This is a genomic window from Bartonella sp. CL100XZDX, from assembly GCF_042195375.1.
Taxonomy (GTDB): domain Bacteria; phylum Pseudomonadota; class Alphaproteobacteria; order Rhizobiales; family Rhizobiaceae; genus Bartonella.
Genome location: NZ_JBHIOH010000030.1, coordinates 68,480 through 83,173, shown reverse-complemented (window position 1 = coordinate 83,173; position 14,694 = coordinate 68,480). Strand labels below are relative to the sequence as shown.

The following is a 14,694-nucleotide window of genomic DNA, read 5'->3' as shown; positions in this document are numbered from 1 at the left end:
CTTCGTTTTGCTATTCGTGAAGGTGGTCGTACTGTTGGTGCCGGTATCGTCTCTAAGATCATTGAATAAATAATGCTTGTTGAGTGCTTTAATTATTGAAGGCACTTTGTATAACAGGGAAATAAAGAGCATGAACAGTCAGAATATTCGCATTCGCTTGAAAGCGTTTGATCATAGAATTCTTGATACGTCGACGCGTGAGATTGTATCGACTGCTAAACGTACCGGTGCAAATGTCCGTGGTCCCATTCCGCTTCCGACGCGGATTGAGAAGTTTACGGTCAATCGTGGACCGCATATCGATAAGAAAAGTCGTGAGCAGTTTGAGATGCGAACACATAAGCGTCTTCTTGACATTGTTGATCCAACGCCGCAAACAGTGGATGCGCTTATGAAGCTCGATCTTTCTGCTGGTGTGGATGTAGAAATTAAGCTCTGAGGTTTGAGGACAGAAGGAACAGACCCGATGCGTTCAGGTGTAATAGCACAGAAGCTGGGCATGACCCGTATTTATAATGATGCTGGTGAGCATGTGCCGGTGACGGTACTTCGTTTGGAGAATTGTCAAGTCGTTGCTCAGCGTACAGTTGAAAAGAATGGTTATACTGCTGTTCAATTAGGTGTAGGCTTTGCTAAGGTTAAGAATACTTCACAAGCTCTTCGTGGACATTTTGCTAAGGCTTCTGTTGAGCCTAAAGCCAAAATAGCAGAGTTTCGTGTGAGTCCCGACAATCTTCTTGATGTTGGTACTGAGATTACAGTGGAACATTTTGTTCCAGGACAAAGAGTTGATGTGACTGGTACCAGTATTGGTAAGGGGTTTGCTGGTGTTATGAAACGACATAACTTTGGTGGGCATCGTGCTTCCCATGGTAATTCGATCACACATCGTGCTCATGGTTCTACAGGGCAGTGCCAAGATCCTGGTAAAGTTTTTAAAGGCAAAAAAATGGCCGGCCATATGGGGCAAGTGCGTGTAACAACACAGAATATTGAAGTTATTTCCACAGATAGTGAGCGTGGTTTAATTTTAGTGCGTGGTGCTGTTTCTGGTTCTAAAGGTTCTTGGATTTTGATACGGGATGCTGTGAAGAAGCGTCTTCCTGATAATGCTCCAAAGCCTGCCGGTATTCGCCGTCTTGTGAAGGAGAAAGCGGAAATGGTTACTCCGGTGACGGAAACCTCTGAAGTTGAGGGAGCCTAATAATGGATCTTGTAATTAAAACTCTTGATGGTAATGAAGCTGGCAAATTAAAGGTTTCTGAAGCTATTTTTGATCTTGTTCCGCGTGAGGATATTTTGCAACGTGTTGTTCGTTGGCAGCTTGCACGTCGTCAGCAGGGAAGTCATCAATCCCAAGGTCGTTCTGATGTGTCGCGAACAGGGGCAAAAATGTTTAAACAGAAAGGAACTGGGCGTGCTAGACATTCATCTGCACGTGCACCGCAGTTTAGAGGTGGGGGTAAGGCACATGGACCAGTGGTTCGCAGCCATGCACATGATCTTCCTAAAAAGATTCGTGCTCTTGGGTTGCGTCTTGCTTTATCTGCAAAATTAAAAGCAAAAGATTTGATTATTGTGGATGAGTTGACTGTTAAGGATGCTAAAACGAAGATGCTTGTTTCTCATTTTTCTAAGCTTGGATTTAATAACGCTCTCTTGATTGGTGGTAAAGAGATTGATATTAACTTTTTTCGTGCAGCCTCTAATATCCCTAATATTGACATTTTGCCTATTCAGGGAATTAATGTTTATGATATTTTGCGTCGCAGCAAACTTGTTTTATCGAAAGCAGCTGTTGAGGCTCTTGAGGAGCGTTTTAAATGACAGATCTTCGCCATTATGATATAATTATTAGTCCAGTTATTACTGAAAAGGCGACTATGATTTCTGAATATAATCAAGTTGCTTTTAATGTCGCGCCGAAAGCGACGAAGCCTGAGATTAAGGCTGCTATTGAAGCGCTTTTTAGCGTAAAAGTTAAAGCAGTTAACACGATAGTCCGTAAGGGTAAAGTGAAGCGTTTCAAAGGTATAGTTGGTCGGCAGAGTGATGTCAAAAAAGCGATCGTAACTCTGGCCAGTGGTCAGACTATCGACGTTTCGACAGGTCTTTAAGAGGCTCGGAGATAGGAATAATGGCACTTAAGCAATTTAATCCAACTACACCTGGGCAGCGTCAGCTTGTTATTGTGGAACGTTCTTGTCTTTATAAGGGAAAACCTATAAAGATGTTAACTGAAGGTTTGTCTTCAAAGGGTGGACGTAATAATCGCGGTCGTGTTACTGCTCGTTTTCAGGGTGGTGGACATAAACGTAGTTATCGGTTTGTCGACTTTAAGCGTCTTAAACGTGATGTTTCAGCAAAGGTTGAGCGTTTAGAATACGATCCTAATCGTACCGCTTTTATTGCTTTAATCCGCTATGAGGATGGGCAATTGAGTTATATTCTTGCGCCACAGCGTCTTGGTGTTGGTGATTCTGTTATGGCTGGTTTAAATGTGGATGTTAAACCAGGTAATGCTATGCCTCTTGGTAATATGCCTGTAGGCACAATTGTTCATAATGTTGAGATGAAGCCAGGAAAAGGAGGGCAGATTGCGCGTTCAGCAGGTGCTTATGCGCAGTTGGTTGGACGAGATCATGGTATGGCTATTCTTCGTTTAAATTCTGGTGAACAGCGTTTGGTTCCGAGTAGCTGTTTTGCAACTGTTGGCGCTGTTTCAAATCCTGATCATGGGAATATTAATGATGGTAAGGCGGGTCGGTCACGTTGGCGTGGTAAACGTCCACATGTTCGTGGTGTTGCTATGAACCCCGTTGATCATCCGCACGGTGGTGGTGAAGGTCGTACATCGGGGGGGCGCCATCCAGTATCTCCTTGGGGTAAACCTACGAAAGGTAAGCGTACGCGCTCCAATAAAGCCACTGATAAATTTATTATGCGTACGCGTCATCAACGCAAGAAATGAGAAAGGTAGTCTGAAGTGGTTCGTTCAGTGTGGAAAGGTCCGTTTGTTGACGGCTATCTTCTTGGTAAAGCAGAGAAGGTACGTGCAAGTGGGCGCAATGAAGTTATAAAAATATGGAGTCGTCGCTCTACTATTTTACCGCAATTTGTTGGTTTAACTTTTGGTGTTTACAACGGTAATAAGCATATTCCTGTTTCTGTTTCTGAAGAGATGGTTGGGCATAAGTTTGGTGAGTTCGCTCCTACCCGGACTTATTATGGTCATGGTGCCGATAAAAAAGCGAAGAGGAAGTAGGAATGGGAAAAGCTAAAGTTTCGCGCCAGCTTAAAGATAATGAAGCAAGAGCTGTCACGCGGACAATTCGTGTTAGTCCGCAGAAGCTTAATTTAGTTGCTGCAATGATTCGTGGTAAAAGAGTTAATGTAGCGCTCGCTGATTTGATGTTTTCACGCAAGCGTATTGCTGCTACTGTGAAAAAAACGCTTGAATCAGCAATTGCAAATGCAGAAAATAACCACGATCTTGATATTGATTCGCTTGTTGTGGCGGAAGCTTATGTTGGTAAGTCGATAGTGATGAAGCGCTTTCATGTTCGTGGTCGAGGGCGTGCTAGTAGAATTGAACGTCCATTTTCGCATCTTACTGTTATTGTTCGTGAAGTTACCGAAAAAGTGGAGGCCGCGTAATGGGGCAGAAGATCAATCCAATAGGACTTCGTCTTGGTGTTAATCGGACTTGGGACTCTCGTTGGTATGCTGATAGTGGTGAATATGGGCGCCTTCTTCATGAAGATTTGAAAATTCGTTCATATGTGCTTGAGGAGCTTAAACAGGCGGCTATTTCTAAGGTTGTTATTGAGCGTCCTCATAAGAAGTGTCGTATTACGATTCATTCTGCACGTCCTGGTTTGATTATTGGTAAAAAGGGTGCTGATATCGAAAAGCTTCGTCGTAAGCTTTCAGAAATGACGGATGCTGAAACTTCATTGAATATTGTGGAGATTCGTAAACCGGAGATTGATGCGACAATTATTGCGCAATCAATTGCTCAACAGTTAGAGCGTCGTGTTGCTTTTCGTCGTGCAATGAAGCGTGCTGTTCAGTCTGCTATGCGTCTTGGTGCGGAAGGTATTCGTATCAATTGTTCTGGCCGTCTTGGTGGTGCTGAAATTGCTCGTATGGAATGGTATCGTGAAGGTCGTGTTCCACTTCATACCTTGCGTTCTGATGTTGATTACGGTACAGCAGAAGCTAAGACCGCTTATGGTATTTGTGGTATTAAAGTTTGGGTCTTTAAGGGTGAGATTCTTGAGCATGATCCGATGGCTTCAGAACGTCGTGCTACGGAAGCTGATCAATCTGGTTCTTCATCGAATCGTCGCCGCGAAAATGCTTAGTTTTTGAGATTGAACTAAAATTTGGAGTAGAGAACAATGTTGCAGCCAAAGCGCACAAAGTTCCGTAAACAGTTCAAAGGCCGTATTCACGGTTCTGCGAAGGGTGGTACGGATTTGAATTTCGGTGCCTACGGTTTGAAGGCTGTTGAGCCGGAGCGGGTTACTGCTCGTCAAATTGAAGCGGCGCGTCGTGCGATTACACGTTATATGAAGCGTTCTGGTCGTGTGTGGATTCGCATTTTTCCAGATCTTCCGGTTACATCTAAACCGACTGAAGTTCGTATGGGTAAAGGTAAGGGAAGTGTTGATTATTGGGCTGCACGTGTTGCTCCTGGGCGTGTCATGTTTGAGCTTGATGGAGTTCCGGAAGATGTTGCACGTGAAGCGCTAAGGTTGGGTGCTGCAAAGTTGCCTATAAAAACGCGTTTCATCCAGCGTATTGCTGAATAATGAGGTTAAGCGATGAGAGCCACAGAATTACGGGCGCAAACGCTCGACCAAATGAAAGATGAATTGGCTAAGTTAAAGAAAGAGCAGTTTAATTTGCGTTTTCAACAAGCAACAGGTCAATTAGAAAAGACTGCGCGTGTTAGACAAGTTCGTCGTGATATTGCGCGTATTAAAACTTTTCTTCGTCAAAAGATAAGTGAAACTAAGGTTTAAGGAAATAAGAGATGCCTAAACGCGTTTTGCAGGGTGTTGTTATTAGCGACAAAAGTGATAAGACTGTTGTTGTCAAAGTTGAACGCCGTTATTCTCATCCGCTTCTTAAGAAGACTGTTCGGCAGTCTAAAAATTATAAAGCGCATGACGAAAACAACCAATTCAAGATTGGGGATCAAGTTTCTATTCAAGAATCTAGACCAATTTCGAAAGATAAATGTTGGATTGTTGTAAAAGACAATGTAGCGTAATGGGTTAAGTTTATTGTTTTAGAATTTAACAGTGTTTTTATCATTGATAAATTTGAAGGCGATGAATTTATCGTTATTTGGCAGGCAAATCCGAGTGTATAAAAGGTACAATCGGATATATGTGTTAAGAGAAGGTGGCCAGTCATGATTCAGATGCAAACAAATCTCGACGTTGCTGATAATTCTGGAGCGCGTCGTGTCATGTGCATCAAGGTGTTAGGCGGTTCAAAGCGGAAATATGCTTCGGTCGGTGACATTATTGTTGTTTCGGTTAAGGATGCAATTCCTCGTGGCCGTGTTAAAAAAGGTGATGTTATGAAAGCTGTTGTGGTTCGTACTGCTAAGGATATTCGTCGCGCAGATGGTAGTGTCATTCGTTTTGATAGTAATGCTGCGGTTTTAGTGGATAATAAAAAAGAGCCGATTGGTACTCGTATCTTTGGACCTGTTCCCCGCGAATTGCGTGGTAGGAATCATATGAAGATCATCTCGCTTGCTCCTGAAGTTCTATAAGGAGTAAATGTTATGCAGAAGATTCGAAAAGGTGATAAAGTTGTTGTTTTGTCCGGTAAGGATAAAGGATGTAGTGGTGAAGTAATTAAGGTTAGTCCAAAAGAGAATAAGGCTTTTGTTCGTGGGATTAATATGATTAAACGTCATCAACGTCAAACGCAGAAGCAAGAGGCTGGAATTATTTCTAAAGAAGCTCCGATTCATCTGTCTAATTTGGCGATTGCTGATCCTAAAGATGGTAAGCCTACACGTGTAGGCTTTCGTATGAATGCAGATGGTAATAAGGTGCGTTTTGCCAAGCGTTCGGGAGAGTTGATTAATGGCTGAGGAAAGACAAGTACCGCGTATGAAAGCGCATTATTTTGAAGTGATTCGTAAAGCGCTTCAAGAGAAGTTTAATTACAGAAATGCGATGCAAATTCCGCGGATTGATAAAGTTGTAATAAATATGGGCATAGGTGAAGCAACTGCTGATTCGAAGAAGCCTTTCCTTGCTGCTGAGGATTTAGGGCTAATAACGGGTCAGAAGGCTGTTGTTACGCGTGCGCGTAATTCTATTGCGACCTTTAAGGTTCGTGAAGGAATGCCTCTTGGGGCTAAAGTTACATTGCGTAAAGATCGTATGTTTGAGTTTTTAGATCGTCTTGTTACGATTGCTCTTCCGCGGGTTCGTGACTTTCGTGGTTTAAATCCAAAGAGTTTTGATGGTCGTGGCAATTTTGCTATGGGTATTAAAGAACACATTGTGTTTCCAGAAATCAACTATGATAAAGTTGATCAAATTTGGGGCATGGATATTATCGTTTGTACGACAGCAAAAACGGATGATGAGGCTCGTGAATTATTGCGTGCTTTTAATTTTCCTTTTCGTTCGTAACGGCAAACATAGTGAGGTGAAGTTATGGCCAAAGTAAGTGCCGTTGAAAAAAATAAGCGTCGTGAGGTGATGGTAAAGCGTTATGCTGCCCGTCGTGCACGTTTGAAAGCAATAGTTATGGATCAGAAGGTTTCTCTTGAAGAACGTTTTAAAGCTTCTGTTCAGTTGGCAGAGTTACCGCGTAATTCTTCGAAAGTTCGTATTCGTAATCGCTGTGAGGTTTCAGGTCGTCCGCGGGCTTATTATCGTAAATTAAAAATGTCGCGAATTGCGTTGCGTGAGCTTGGCTCTATTGGCTATATTCCTGGTATTGTAAAATCTAGTTGGTAAGAGGAGATTATTTAATGTCTATGTCAGATCCTCTTGGTGATATGTTAACACGTATTCGTAATGCACTTGGTCGTAAAAAAGGTAAAGTAGTTACTCCAGCTTCGAAGCTTCGTGCGCACGTTCTTGATGTTCTTCAGTCGGAAGGTTATATTCGCGGATATAATCAAATTGATTTAGGTGATGGGAAAGCTGAGATTGAAATCGAATTGAAGTATTTTGAAGGGCTGGCTGCTATTCGTGAGATTTCACGTGTATCAAAGCCAGGGCGTCGTGTGTATGTTTCTGCTAAGTCACTTCCACAGGTGGCTAATGGTCTTGGTATTTCGATTTTATCGACTCCTAAAGGCGTCATGGCAGATCATGAGGCGCGTGAACAGAATGTTGGTGGAGAACTCCTTTGTCGTGTTTTCTAAGTTATGTCAAGAAAACGGAAGAAAAAGTAGGTTAGAACAATGTCTCGTATTGGAAAGAAACCCATTTCAATTCCTTCTGGAGTTACTGCTACTGTTGAAGGTCAGCTGGTTAAGGCAAAAGGTCCAAAAGGTGAGCTGAGTTACGTCGTCAATGATGAAGTCTTAGTCAAACTTGAGGAAAATATCATATCAGTTATGCCGCGGGATCAGTCAAAAGATGCGCGTTCTAAATGGGGAATGTCGCGCTCAATGATTGAGAACATTTTTTGTGGTGTGAAAGATGGTTTTGAAAAGAGGTTGGAGATTAATGGGGTTGGTTATCGTGCTGCTTTGCAGGGTAAGGATGTTCAACTATCTCTGGGCTTTTCGCATGATGTGGTTTATAAAGTTCCGTCGGGTGTTACTGTGACTGTTCCTAAGCCAACAGAAATTGTTGTTTCTGGAATTGATAAACAGCAAGTTGGACAAGTTGCAGCGGAGATTCGGGAGTATCGTAGGCCTGAACCTTATAAAGGTAAGGGTGTTAAGCATGCAGATGAACGTATCTTCCGTAAAGAAGGTAAAAAGAAATAAGGATTTTGTATTATGGTTTCATCTAAGGACATTATCCAACGTCGTGCAAGGCGTGTTCGTCGTAGAATTAAAATGGTTTCTCATGATCGTCCTCGGCTTAGTGTTTATCGTTCAAATCAGAACATTTATGCTCAAGTTATCGATGATTTGCGGGGATGTACACTTGTTTCAGCCTCTACTCTTGAAAGTGATTTAAAAAAGTCGTTAAAGAGTGGTGCTGATAAAAAGGCAGCTTTTGCTGTTGGTAAGTTAATTGCTGAGCGTGCGAAGAAAGCGGGTGTTAATGAGGTGGTTTTTGATCGTGGAGCGTATGTGTACCATGGTCGCGTCAAAGCTTTAGCTGAGGCTGCTCGTGAAGGTGGTTTGAATTTCTAAAATTTCTTATTTATGAATGAGTAAGGAGAGTTTAGAGTTTTTCGTTTAAGTTCTTCCAGTTTGGTGAGGGACTTTGTTATCGTGCTTCCGGAAAAGAAAAAGGAATGAGGAATGGCACAAAAAGAACGTGGTGATAGAGAAGAACGCGATAATGAATTTGTCGATAGGCTCGTTCATATCAATCGTGTTGCTAAAGTTGTAAAGGGTGGTCGGCGTTTTGGTTTTGCTGCTCTTGTTGTCGTTGGAGATCAAAAAGGACGTGTGGGTTTTGGACATGGTAAAGCCCGTGAAGTTCCCGAAGCCGTTCGTAAAGCAACGGAATCTGCAAAGCGTGGGATGATTTATGTTCCGCTTCGGTCTGGGCGTACATTGCATCATGATCTTGAAGGTCGTCACGGAGCTGGGCGTGTTTTGCTACGTTCGGCTTCTGCTGGTACTGGTATTATTGCTGGGGGACCGATGCGTGCTATTTTTGAAGCTCTTGGTATGCAGGATGTCGTTGCAAAATCGCTAGGATCGTCGAATCCTTATAACATGGTTCGCGCAACATTTGATGCATTGAAACATCAAATGCATCCTAGAGATATTGCTGCTCAACGTGGTATAAAATATTCGACTTTGCAGGCGCGTCGTCGCCATTTGGTCGACCTAGAAGGGTAGTTTCTGAGATTATCAGAAAAGGAATTAGGAAATGGTTCAGAAAAAATCTCAGAGTAATAGAACTGTGACGGTGGAGCAAATTGGAAGCCCTATTCGAAACTCACAGATTCAGCGTGCAACCTTAAAGGGGCTTGGACTAAATAAAATGCGTCGTCGGCGCGTTTTAGATGATACACTTTGTGTGCGGGGTATGATTGCTCGGGTTCGGCATCTTGTTCGCGTTATAGATGAAGGTTAAGGGTTGCGGGAGTATTATATATGAAACTCAATGAACTGCGTGATTGCGAAGGCGCAATAAAAAATCGTAAGCGTGTTGGGCGTGGCATTGGTTCCGGTATGGGTAAGACTGGTGGTCGTGGTGTAAAAGGGCAAAAGTCACGTTCTGGTGTTTCCCTTAATGGTTTTGAAGGTGGGCAAATGCCTATCTATCGTCGTTTGCCAAAACGTGGATTTAGAAATTTCTTTGCCAAAACCTACAATGAAGTTTCACTAGGACGTATTCAGTTGGCAGTTGATGCGGGTAAGTTGAATATTGAAAAGCCTGTTGATATGATTGCTTTGAAAGAGTCTGGTATTATTCGTCGTGAAAAAGATGGGGTTCGTCTTCTTTCTGATGGTGATTTGAAGGCTAAGATTACCTTTCATGTTTCTGGTGCTTCACAAGCTGCTCGTGTTAAGATTGAAAAAGTGGGTGGTCAGGTCATTTTTCCTGATATTGCTCGATAATTTTTTTAATATGAATAGAGACCTAAAGAAGAATTATATTTGTTTTGTGGGATCTTTTGTGGAGACTTGTTTAAGTTCTGCATTTATTTGTGTATGCGTATGTGAATTTTAGGATTATACTTCTGTGATTTAAAGAACTGGAGTGTAAAGTGGAGACGTTTTATGGCATCAGCAGCAGAGCAATTTGCTTCCAATATAAACTTCGGTACCTTTTCGCGTGCAACTGAATTAAAGAAACGCATCTGGTTTACTCTGTTGGCGCTTCTTGTATATCGTTTTGGCACTTACATCTCTCTTCCAGGTATCAATATCGATGCTTTGCGGCAAACATTTGAACATCACGCGTCTGGTGTATTAGGACTCTTTAATATGTTTGCTGGAGGTGCCGTTGGGCGTATGGCTATTTTTGCGCTGGGTATCATGCCTTATATATCGGCATCTATTATTGTGCAATTGTTAACATCTATTATTCCTTCTTTGGAGACTCTTAAAAAAGAAGGGGATTTAGGTCGTAAGATTATCAATCAATATACGCGTTATGTAACAGTCGTATTGGCAATTCTACAAGCTTTTGGTATTGCGGTTGCGCTTGAAAGCGGTATAGGGTCGGGGCTTCAAATTGTTTTAGAACCAGGTCTTATGTTTCGTTTTTCTTCTGTTATTACACTTGTTGGCGGAACGATGTTTCTTATGTGGCTTGGCGAGCAAATTACGTCACGTGGTGTTGGTAATGGGGTTTCTCTTATCATTTTTACAGGGATTGTAGCCAACTTTCCTTCTACTTTTGCTCAGCTTTTGACAGCTCATAGTCAGGCTGATTTATCAACTTTTCTTTTAATAGGAATCGTTCTTATTGCTGTTTTGGTTATTGGGCTTATTGTTTTTATAGAGCGTGCACAACGGCGAATTCTTATCCAATATCCGAAACGTCAGGTCGGTAATCAAATGTTTCAAGGAGATATGTCGCATCTTCCTTTAAAGTTGAATACTGCTGGTGTTATTCCACCTATTTTTGCTTCATCTTTATTATTATTGCCTGCCACTATTAATAATTTTTCTGATAAAATGCCGCAATGGGTTCAGGAGATTTCTTATGCTCTTGGTCATGGACAGCCACTTTATATGATTGTTTATGCATTTTTAATGGCGTTTTTTTGCTTTTTTTATACAGCTATTGTGTTTAATCCAAGTGATACTGCAGATCAGTTGAAAAAGCATTCTGGTTTTATTCCAGGGATTCGTCCAGGTGAGCGTACAGCCGAATATATTGATTACGTTTTGACGCGTATTACTGTTGTGGGCGCTGTTTATATTATCTTGGTTTGTTTGTTACCTGAATTTATGATATCTGCATTACAGGTTCCTTTTTATCTTGGGGGAACATCCTTGTTGATTGTTGTTACTGTTACACTTGATACGGTTGCTCAAATTCAGGGGCATCTTGTTGCCCACCAATATGAAGGGTTGATAAAAAAATCAAAACTTCGTGGAGGTAGAAGGAATCGATGAGAGTTATTCTTTTAGGTCCTCCTGGAGCGGGAAAAGGTACGCAAGCAAAAATGTTGACTGAGGAATATAACATTCCTCATTTATCAACAGGGGATATGTTGCGTGAGGTGATTGCCAAAGAAACGGAGATTGGTAAAAAAGCTAAAGCTATTATAAGTTCTGGTGCTTTGGTTCCTGATAGTATTGTTAACCAAATCGTATCAGATCGGATTGATGAAGCTGATTGTGTAAACGGTTTTGTTTTGGATGGATATCCGCGAACTGTGGGGCAGGCGGAAGCGTTGCAACAGATACTGGATTCAAAAAATACGCGGCTTAATGCTGTTATTGAGTTGTGTGTTGATGAAGACGTGTTGATTGAACGTATGAAGAAGCGTGTTGAGGAAACAATAGCGGCTGGTGGACAGGTTCGTTTAGATGACAATCCTGTTGCTTTTGCAAAAAGATTAGTGGAATATCGTGAAAAAACAGCTCCCTTATCAAAGTTTTATTCAGAGAGGGGAATGTTGAAAGTTGTTGATGGAATGATTGGTGTTGCTGAAGTGAGACGTATGATTAGAAGTTTTCTTTCATGAGATTTTTTTTAGAAATAAATGAAAAGAGTTGACTTTTGAGATGAAATCTATCAGAAGTAAATTTAATTTATTTTAGTGAAATAAGAGGATTCGGAAGAATTTTTTTCTGAGTCTATTTTTTTTCTGTAAGGTATATCAGGTATTTTATAACAATTTGTCAAAATAACTAAGGAGAGTAGGCGTGGCTCGTATTGCTGGCGTCAATATCCCGACAAATAAGCGTGTAATTATTGCGCTTCAATATATCCACGGGATTGGACCAAAATTTGCTCAAGAAATTATTGAAAGAGTTGGCATTCCTTTGGGGCGTCGTGTGCATGAGCTTTCAGATGCTGAGGTGCTGCAGATTCGTGAGGCTATAGATCAGGGCTATCAAGTTGAAGGTGATCTTCGTCGTGAGGTTGCTATGAATGTTAAGCGTTTGATGGACCTTGGTTGTTATCGAGGATTGCGTCATCGCCGGTCTTTGCCTGTCCGAGGACAGCGTACACATACGAATGCCCGTACGCGTAAAGGTCCGGCTAAGGCAATTGCTGGTAAGAAGAAATAAGGGCCTTTGTGGAAGGCTTTTATATATTCTTTTTTCTTGTTTGATTTGTTTGACAAGGAAAAAAAAAGGTGGAGCTGCTGATGTTACGGCAGTGATGAGATCGTTGAAAGGGAAGTTATGGCCAAGGAAGCCACACGTGTTCGTCGTCGCGAACGTAAGAATATTTCATCGGGTGTTGTGCATATTAATTCAACATTTAATAACACAATGATTACTATTACTGATGCTCAGGGTAATGCAATTGCTTGGTCATCTGCTGGGGCTCAGGGGTTTAAAGGTGCGCGTAAATCGACACCTTTTGCTGCTCAAGTTGCTGCGGAGGATTGTGCAAGAAAAGCGCAAGAGCATGGTATGCGTTCTTTGGAAGTCGAAGTTTGTGGGCCTGGATCAGGGCGTGAATCTGCTCTACGTGCATTGCAATCTGTTGGTTTTGTCATTACTTCTATTCGCGATGTAACACCAATTCCTCATAATGGATGTCGTCCACGGAAAAGGCGGCGTGTTTAATTGGGTGTTGTTTTTTGTTGTCGGAGATTTCTCTGATGTTCACATTGGTCGTTACGATTGAATGGTAACGGAACTAAAGAACGGGAATAAAAATATGATCCAGAAAAACTGGCAGGAACTTATTAAACCCAATAAGGTTGAATCATGTGCACATGATAATCCAAATATTATAAGTGTGATTGCTGAGCCTCTTGAGCGTGGTTTTGGTTTAACCTTAGGAAATGCGCTTCGTCGCGTGTTGTTATCTTCGCTTCGTGGTGCTGCTATTACTGCTGTGCAGATTGACGGTGTCTTGCATGAATTTTCATCGATTCCAGGTGTGCGTGAGGATGTTACGGATATTATTCTGAATATAAAAGAAATTGCGCTTCGTATGGAAGAAGAAGGGCCTAAACGTGTCGTCGTTTATAAAGAGGGGCCTGGTGTCGTGAAAGCGGGAGATATCAGTACAGTCGGGGATATGGAAATTCTAAATCCAGATCATGTTATTTGTACTCTTGATGAAGATGCTGAGATTCGTATGGAATTTATTGTCAACACAGGAAAGGGTTATGTTCCATCTGATCGTAATTGTGTTGATGATGCACGTATAGGGCTTATTCCAATTGATAGTCTTTATTCACCAATTCGTAAAGTTTCTTATAAAGTGGAAAATACGCGTGAAGGTCAAGTTTTGGATTATGATAAATTGACCTTAACGATTGAAACGAATGGTGCTGTTAATGGAGAGGATGCTGTTGCTTTTGCAGCACGCATTCTTCAGGATCAATTATCGTTATTTATTAACTTTGAAGAGCCACAGAAGGAGCCTATTGAAGAGGTTGATTCTGAGCTTTCTTTTAATCCTGCACTTCTCAAAAAAGTGGATGAATTAGAACTTTCAGTTCGTTCGGCAAATTGTCTTAAGAATGATAATATTGTCTATATTGGTGATCTGATTCAAAAAACAGAATCTGAAATGCTTCGGACACCGAATTTTGGTCGCAAATCGTTGAATGAGATTAAAGAAGTTTTGGCGTGTATGGGTTTACATCTTGGGATGGAAATTCCTGCGTGGCCGCCTGAGAACATTGATGATCTTGCAAAACGTTATGAAGATCAATATTAAAATTAGAATTTAAGGAGAGGGCTTATGCGCCATAGTAAGTCAGGACGCAAGTTGAATCGTACTGCCAGTCACCGTAAAGCGATGTTTGCAAATATGGCAACTTCGTTGATCGAGCATGAGCAGATTGTGACAACGCTTCCAAAGGCTAAAGAAATTCGTCCTATTGTTGAAAAACTGGTTACTCTTGGTAAGCGTGGTGGTTTGCATGCGCGTCGGCAAGCAATTGCAGCACTTCGTGATGCGGGAAAGGTTGCAAAATTATTTGATACGCTTGCGCCACGTTATGCATCACGCAACGGTGGGTATTTGCGTATTATGAAAGCGGGGTTTCGTACCGGTGATAATGCACCCATGGCTGTTATAGAGTTTGTTGATCGTGATGTTGAAGCGAAGGGTGCTGGGGATCGTGCTCGTATGGAGGCTTCTGAGAATGAAAAGGGAACATCTTCGTAGAGTTTTTTTATTCTGTTGGATTTTTAAAGGCCGCCTTGTTTTGGGCGGTTTTTTTGTGAGTATTTTTAAGTTTGTTTTAGCTGAGAAATAGTTGCAGAGAGAAAATTATAGAGTATTGAATTATCTTATTTTTATAATATTTATCTTTCAAATAGGTTGTTTTTATTCTCTATTATGAAATATTAATAGAGATCCTTAATTTGCGGGGATGCGTTTTTTTTATTCTATTAATCTTCAACAGAAT

General features: G+C 41.5%; 27 protein-coding genes and 1 pseudogene. All 28 read left to right on the top strand.

Annotated features, from left to right (window positions below):
• Positions 1 to 69: pseudogene (locus tag ACFILU_RS03095) on the top strand (elongation factor Tu); the annotation flags it as partial.
• 61 nt (positions 70 to 130) lie between these two features.
• Positions 131 to 439, top strand: a complete 309-nt coding sequence (gene rpsJ / locus ACFILU_RS03090) for a 30S ribosomal protein S10 (RefSeq protein WP_005773267.1) — start codon at positions 131 to 133, stop codon at positions 437 to 439.
• Between the two features lie 27 nt (positions 440 to 466).
• On the top strand, positions 467 to 1,204 hold the full coding sequence (gene rplC / locus ACFILU_RS03085; protein ID WP_273791404.1) for a 50S ribosomal protein L3: 738 nt from the start codon (positions 467 to 469) through the stop codon (positions 1,202 to 1,204).
• Positions 1,205 to 1,206: 2 nt separating this feature from the next.
• Positions 1,207 to 1,827 (top strand): 50S ribosomal protein L4, encoded by a 621-nt coding sequence (rplD, locus tag ACFILU_RS03080; RefSeq protein WP_273791405.1) that lies wholly within the window; start codon positions 1,207 to 1,209, stop codon positions 1,825 to 1,827.
• The gene (locus ACFILU_RS03075; RefSeq protein ID WP_273723987.1) at positions 1,824 to 2,117 is read left to right on the top strand and encodes a 50S ribosomal protein L23; all 294 of its coding nucleotides are present in this window, start codon (positions 1,824 to 1,826) and stop codon (positions 2,115 to 2,117) included. The genes rplD and ACFILU_RS03075 overlap by 4 nt, the downstream gene beginning before the upstream one ends.
• A 20-nt stretch (positions 2,118 to 2,137) precedes the next feature.
• Positions 2,138 to 2,971 (top strand): 50S ribosomal protein L2, encoded by an 834-nt coding sequence (gene rplB / locus ACFILU_RS03070; RefSeq protein WP_375674695.1) that lies wholly within the window; start codon positions 2,138 to 2,140, stop codon positions 2,969 to 2,971.
• 15 nt (positions 2,972 to 2,986) lie between these two features.
• Complete coding sequence (gene rpsS, locus ACFILU_RS03065) at positions 2,987 to 3,265, top strand: 30S ribosomal protein S19 (RefSeq protein WP_004855734.1); 279 nt, start codon at positions 2,987 to 2,989, stop codon at positions 3,263 to 3,265.
• 2 nt (positions 3,266 to 3,267) lie between these two features.
• Positions 3,268 to 3,657, top strand: coding sequence for a 50S ribosomal protein L22 (gene rplV, locus ACFILU_RS03060; RefSeq protein WP_273791407.1), 390 nt, complete (start codon positions 3,268 to 3,270; stop codon positions 3,655 to 3,657).
• Positions 3,657 to 4,367, top strand: coding sequence for a 30S ribosomal protein S3 (rpsC, locus tag ACFILU_RS03055; RefSeq protein WP_273791408.1), 711 nt, complete (start codon positions 3,657 to 3,659; stop codon positions 4,365 to 4,367). Before rplV ends, rpsC begins: the two co-directional genes overlap by 1 nt.
• Before the next feature lie 36 nt (positions 4,368 to 4,403).
• Positions 4,404 to 4,817, top strand: a complete 414-nt coding sequence (gene rplP, locus ACFILU_RS03050; RefSeq protein WP_273791409.1) for a 50S ribosomal protein L16 — start codon at positions 4,404 to 4,406, stop codon at positions 4,815 to 4,817.
• A 12-nt stretch (positions 4,818 to 4,829) separates the two neighbouring features.
• Positions 4,830 to 5,030 (top strand): 50S ribosomal protein L29, encoded by a 201-nt coding sequence (gene rpmC, locus ACFILU_RS03045; RefSeq protein ID WP_375660067.1) that lies wholly within the window; start codon positions 4,830 to 4,832, stop codon positions 5,028 to 5,030.
• An 11-nt stretch (positions 5,031 to 5,041) separates the two neighbouring features.
• Positions 5,042 to 5,281 (top strand): 30S ribosomal protein S17, encoded by a 240-nt coding sequence (rpsQ, locus tag ACFILU_RS03040; RefSeq protein ID WP_012231991.1) that lies wholly within the window; start codon positions 5,042 to 5,044, stop codon positions 5,279 to 5,281.
• Positions 5,282 to 5,425: 144 nt separating this feature from the next.
• Positions 5,426 to 5,794, top strand: a complete 369-nt coding sequence (rplN, locus tag ACFILU_RS03035; RefSeq protein ID WP_004855715.1) for a 50S ribosomal protein L14 — start codon at positions 5,426 to 5,428, stop codon at positions 5,792 to 5,794.
• A 12-nt stretch (positions 5,795 to 5,806) separates the two neighbouring features.
• Positions 5,807 to 6,121, top strand: a complete 315-nt coding sequence (gene rplX / locus ACFILU_RS03030) for a 50S ribosomal protein L24 (RefSeq protein ID WP_015856579.1) — start codon at positions 5,807 to 5,809, stop codon at positions 6,119 to 6,121.
• Entirely contained in the window at positions 6,114 to 6,671 is a 558-nt protein-coding gene (rplE, locus tag ACFILU_RS03025) for a 50S ribosomal protein L5 (RefSeq protein WP_375674694.1), read from the top strand. The genes rplX and rplE overlap by 8 nt, the downstream gene beginning before the upstream one ends.
• A gap of 24 nt (positions 6,672 to 6,695) precedes the next feature.
• Complete coding sequence (rpsN, locus tag ACFILU_RS03020; RefSeq protein WP_273791412.1) at positions 6,696 to 7,001, top strand: 30S ribosomal protein S14; 306 nt, start codon at positions 6,696 to 6,698, stop codon at positions 6,999 to 7,001.
• Between the two features lie 14 nt (positions 7,002 to 7,015).
• The gene (gene rpsH / locus ACFILU_RS03015) at positions 7,016 to 7,414 is read left to right on the top strand and encodes a 30S ribosomal protein S8 (protein WP_015856577.1); all 399 of its coding nucleotides are present in this window, start codon (positions 7,016 to 7,018) and stop codon (positions 7,412 to 7,414) included.
• 39 nt (positions 7,415 to 7,453) lie between these two features.
• On the top strand, positions 7,454 to 7,987 hold the full coding sequence (gene rplF, locus ACFILU_RS03010; protein WP_273791413.1) for a 50S ribosomal protein L6: 534 nt from the start codon (positions 7,454 to 7,456) through the stop codon (positions 7,985 to 7,987).
• 12 nt (positions 7,988 to 7,999) lie between these two features.
• Entirely contained in the window at positions 8,000 to 8,362 is a 363-nt protein-coding gene (gene rplR / locus ACFILU_RS03005) for a 50S ribosomal protein L18 (RefSeq protein ID WP_273791414.1), read from the top strand.
• Positions 8,363 to 8,473: 111 nt separating this feature from the next.
• Positions 8,474 to 9,022, top strand: coding sequence for a 30S ribosomal protein S5 (rpsE, locus tag ACFILU_RS03000; protein WP_273791415.1), 549 nt, complete (start codon positions 8,474 to 8,476; stop codon positions 9,020 to 9,022).
• A gap of 31 nt (positions 9,023 to 9,053) precedes the next feature.
• Entirely contained in the window at positions 9,054 to 9,260 is a 207-nt protein-coding gene (gene rpmD / locus ACFILU_RS02995) for a 50S ribosomal protein L30 (protein WP_375674693.1), read from the top strand.
• Between the two features lie 20 nt (positions 9,261 to 9,280).
• Positions 9,281 to 9,748: a 50S ribosomal protein L15 gene (gene rplO, locus ACFILU_RS02990; RefSeq protein WP_273791417.1), complete on the top strand. Its 468-nt coding sequence runs from the start codon at positions 9,281 to 9,283 to the stop codon at positions 9,746 to 9,748.
• Between the two features lie 162 nt (positions 9,749 to 9,910).
• Positions 9,911 to 11,257, top strand: a complete 1,347-nt coding sequence (gene secY, locus ACFILU_RS02985) for a preprotein translocase subunit SecY (RefSeq protein ID WP_273791418.1) — start codon at positions 9,911 to 9,913, stop codon at positions 11,255 to 11,257.
• Positions 11,254 to 11,832 carry an adenylate kinase gene (locus ACFILU_RS02980; protein ID WP_375674692.1) on the top strand — a complete coding sequence of 193 codons (579 nt, stop codon included), beginning with the start codon at positions 11,254 to 11,256 and terminating at the stop codon, positions 11,830 to 11,832. Before secY ends, ACFILU_RS02980 begins: the two co-directional genes overlap by 4 nt.
• Positions 11,833 to 12,013: 181 nt before the next feature.
• Positions 12,014 to 12,382 carry a 30S ribosomal protein S13 gene (gene rpsM, locus ACFILU_RS02975; protein WP_026500557.1) on the top strand — a complete coding sequence of 123 codons (369 nt, stop codon included), beginning with the start codon at positions 12,014 to 12,016 and terminating at the stop codon, positions 12,380 to 12,382.
• Between the two features lie 117 nt (positions 12,383 to 12,499).
• The gene (gene rpsK, locus ACFILU_RS02970) at positions 12,500 to 12,889 is read left to right on the top strand and encodes a 30S ribosomal protein S11 (protein ID WP_007347762.1); all 390 of its coding nucleotides are present in this window, start codon (positions 12,500 to 12,502) and stop codon (positions 12,887 to 12,889) included.
• 94 nt (positions 12,890 to 12,983) lie between these two features.
• Positions 12,984 to 13,997, top strand: coding sequence for a DNA-directed RNA polymerase subunit alpha (locus tag ACFILU_RS02965; RefSeq protein WP_273791420.1), 1,014 nt, complete (start codon positions 12,984 to 12,986; stop codon positions 13,995 to 13,997).
• 24 nt (positions 13,998 to 14,021) lie between these two features.
• Complete coding sequence (rplQ, locus tag ACFILU_RS02960) at positions 14,022 to 14,450, top strand: 50S ribosomal protein L17 (protein ID WP_273791421.1); 429 nt, start codon at positions 14,022 to 14,024, stop codon at positions 14,448 to 14,450.
• Positions 14,451 to 14,694 lie beyond the last annotated feature (244 nt).

Bases quoted from the DNA above. Each gene is read 5' to 3' on its own strand.
- rpsJ (WP_005773267.1), top strand. From the start codon at position 131: ATGAACAGTCAGAATATTCGCATTCGCTTGAAAGCGTTTGATCATAGA.
- rplC (WP_273791404.1), top strand. From the start codon at position 467: ATGCGTTCAGGTGTAATAGCACAGAAGCTGGGCATGACCCGTATTTAT.
- rplD (WP_273791405.1), top strand. From the start codon at position 1,207: ATGGATCTTGTAATTAAAACTCTTGATGGTAATGAAGCTGGCAAATTA.
- ACFILU_RS03075 (WP_273723987.1), top strand. From the start codon at position 1,824: ATGACAGATCTTCGCCATTATGATATAATTATTAGTCCAGTTATTACT.
- rplB (WP_375674695.1), top strand. From the start codon at position 2,138: ATGGCACTTAAGCAATTTAATCCAACTACACCTGGGCAGCGTCAGCTT.
- rplV (WP_273791407.1), top strand. From the start codon at position 3,268: ATGGGAAAAGCTAAAGTTTCGCGCCAGCTTAAAGATAATGAAGCAAGA.
- rpsC (WP_273791408.1), top strand. From the start codon at position 3,657: ATGGGGCAGAAGATCAATCCAATAGGACTTCGTCTTGGTGTTAATCGG.
- rplP (WP_273791409.1), top strand. From the start codon at position 4,404: ATGTTGCAGCCAAAGCGCACAAAGTTCCGTAAACAGTTCAAAGGCCGT.
- rpmC (WP_375660067.1), top strand. From the start codon at position 4,830: ATGAGAGCCACAGAATTACGGGCGCAAACGCTCGACCAAATGAAAGAT.
- rpsQ (WP_012231991.1), top strand. From the start codon at position 5,042: ATGCCTAAACGCGTTTTGCAGGGTGTTGTTATTAGCGACAAAAGTGAT.
- rplN (WP_004855715.1), top strand. From the start codon at position 5,426: ATGATTCAGATGCAAACAAATCTCGACGTTGCTGATAATTCTGGAGCG.
- rplX (WP_015856579.1), top strand. From the start codon at position 5,807: ATGCAGAAGATTCGAAAAGGTGATAAAGTTGTTGTTTTGTCCGGTAAG.
- rplE (WP_375674694.1), top strand. From the start codon at position 6,114: ATGGCTGAGGAAAGACAAGTACCGCGTATGAAAGCGCATTATTTTGAA.
- rpsN (WP_273791412.1), top strand. From the start codon at position 6,696: ATGGCCAAAGTAAGTGCCGTTGAAAAAAATAAGCGTCGTGAGGTGATG.
- rpsH (WP_015856577.1), top strand. From the start codon at position 7,016: ATGTCTATGTCAGATCCTCTTGGTGATATGTTAACACGTATTCGTAAT.
- rplF (WP_273791413.1), top strand. From the start codon at position 7,454: ATGTCTCGTATTGGAAAGAAACCCATTTCAATTCCTTCTGGAGTTACT.
- rplR (WP_273791414.1), top strand. From the start codon at position 8,000: ATGGTTTCATCTAAGGACATTATCCAACGTCGTGCAAGGCGTGTTCGT.
- rpsE (WP_273791415.1), top strand. From the start codon at position 8,474: ATGGCACAAAAAGAACGTGGTGATAGAGAAGAACGCGATAATGAATTT.
- rpmD (WP_375674693.1), top strand. From the start codon at position 9,054: ATGGTTCAGAAAAAATCTCAGAGTAATAGAACTGTGACGGTGGAGCAA.
- rplO (WP_273791417.1), top strand. From the start codon at position 9,281: ATGAAACTCAATGAACTGCGTGATTGCGAAGGCGCAATAAAAAATCGT.
- secY (WP_273791418.1), top strand. From the start codon at position 9,911: ATGGCATCAGCAGCAGAGCAATTTGCTTCCAATATAAACTTCGGTACC.
- ACFILU_RS02980 (WP_375674692.1), top strand. From the start codon at position 11,254: ATGAGAGTTATTCTTTTAGGTCCTCCTGGAGCGGGAAAAGGTACGCAA.
- rpsK (WP_007347762.1), top strand. From the start codon at position 12,500: ATGGCCAAGGAAGCCACACGTGTTCGTCGTCGCGAACGTAAGAATATT.
- ACFILU_RS02965 (WP_273791420.1), top strand. From the start codon at position 12,984: ATGATCCAGAAAAACTGGCAGGAACTTATTAAACCCAATAAGGTTGAA.
- rplQ (WP_273791421.1), top strand. From the start codon at position 14,022: ATGCGCCATAGTAAGTCAGGACGCAAGTTGAATCGTACTGCCAGTCAC.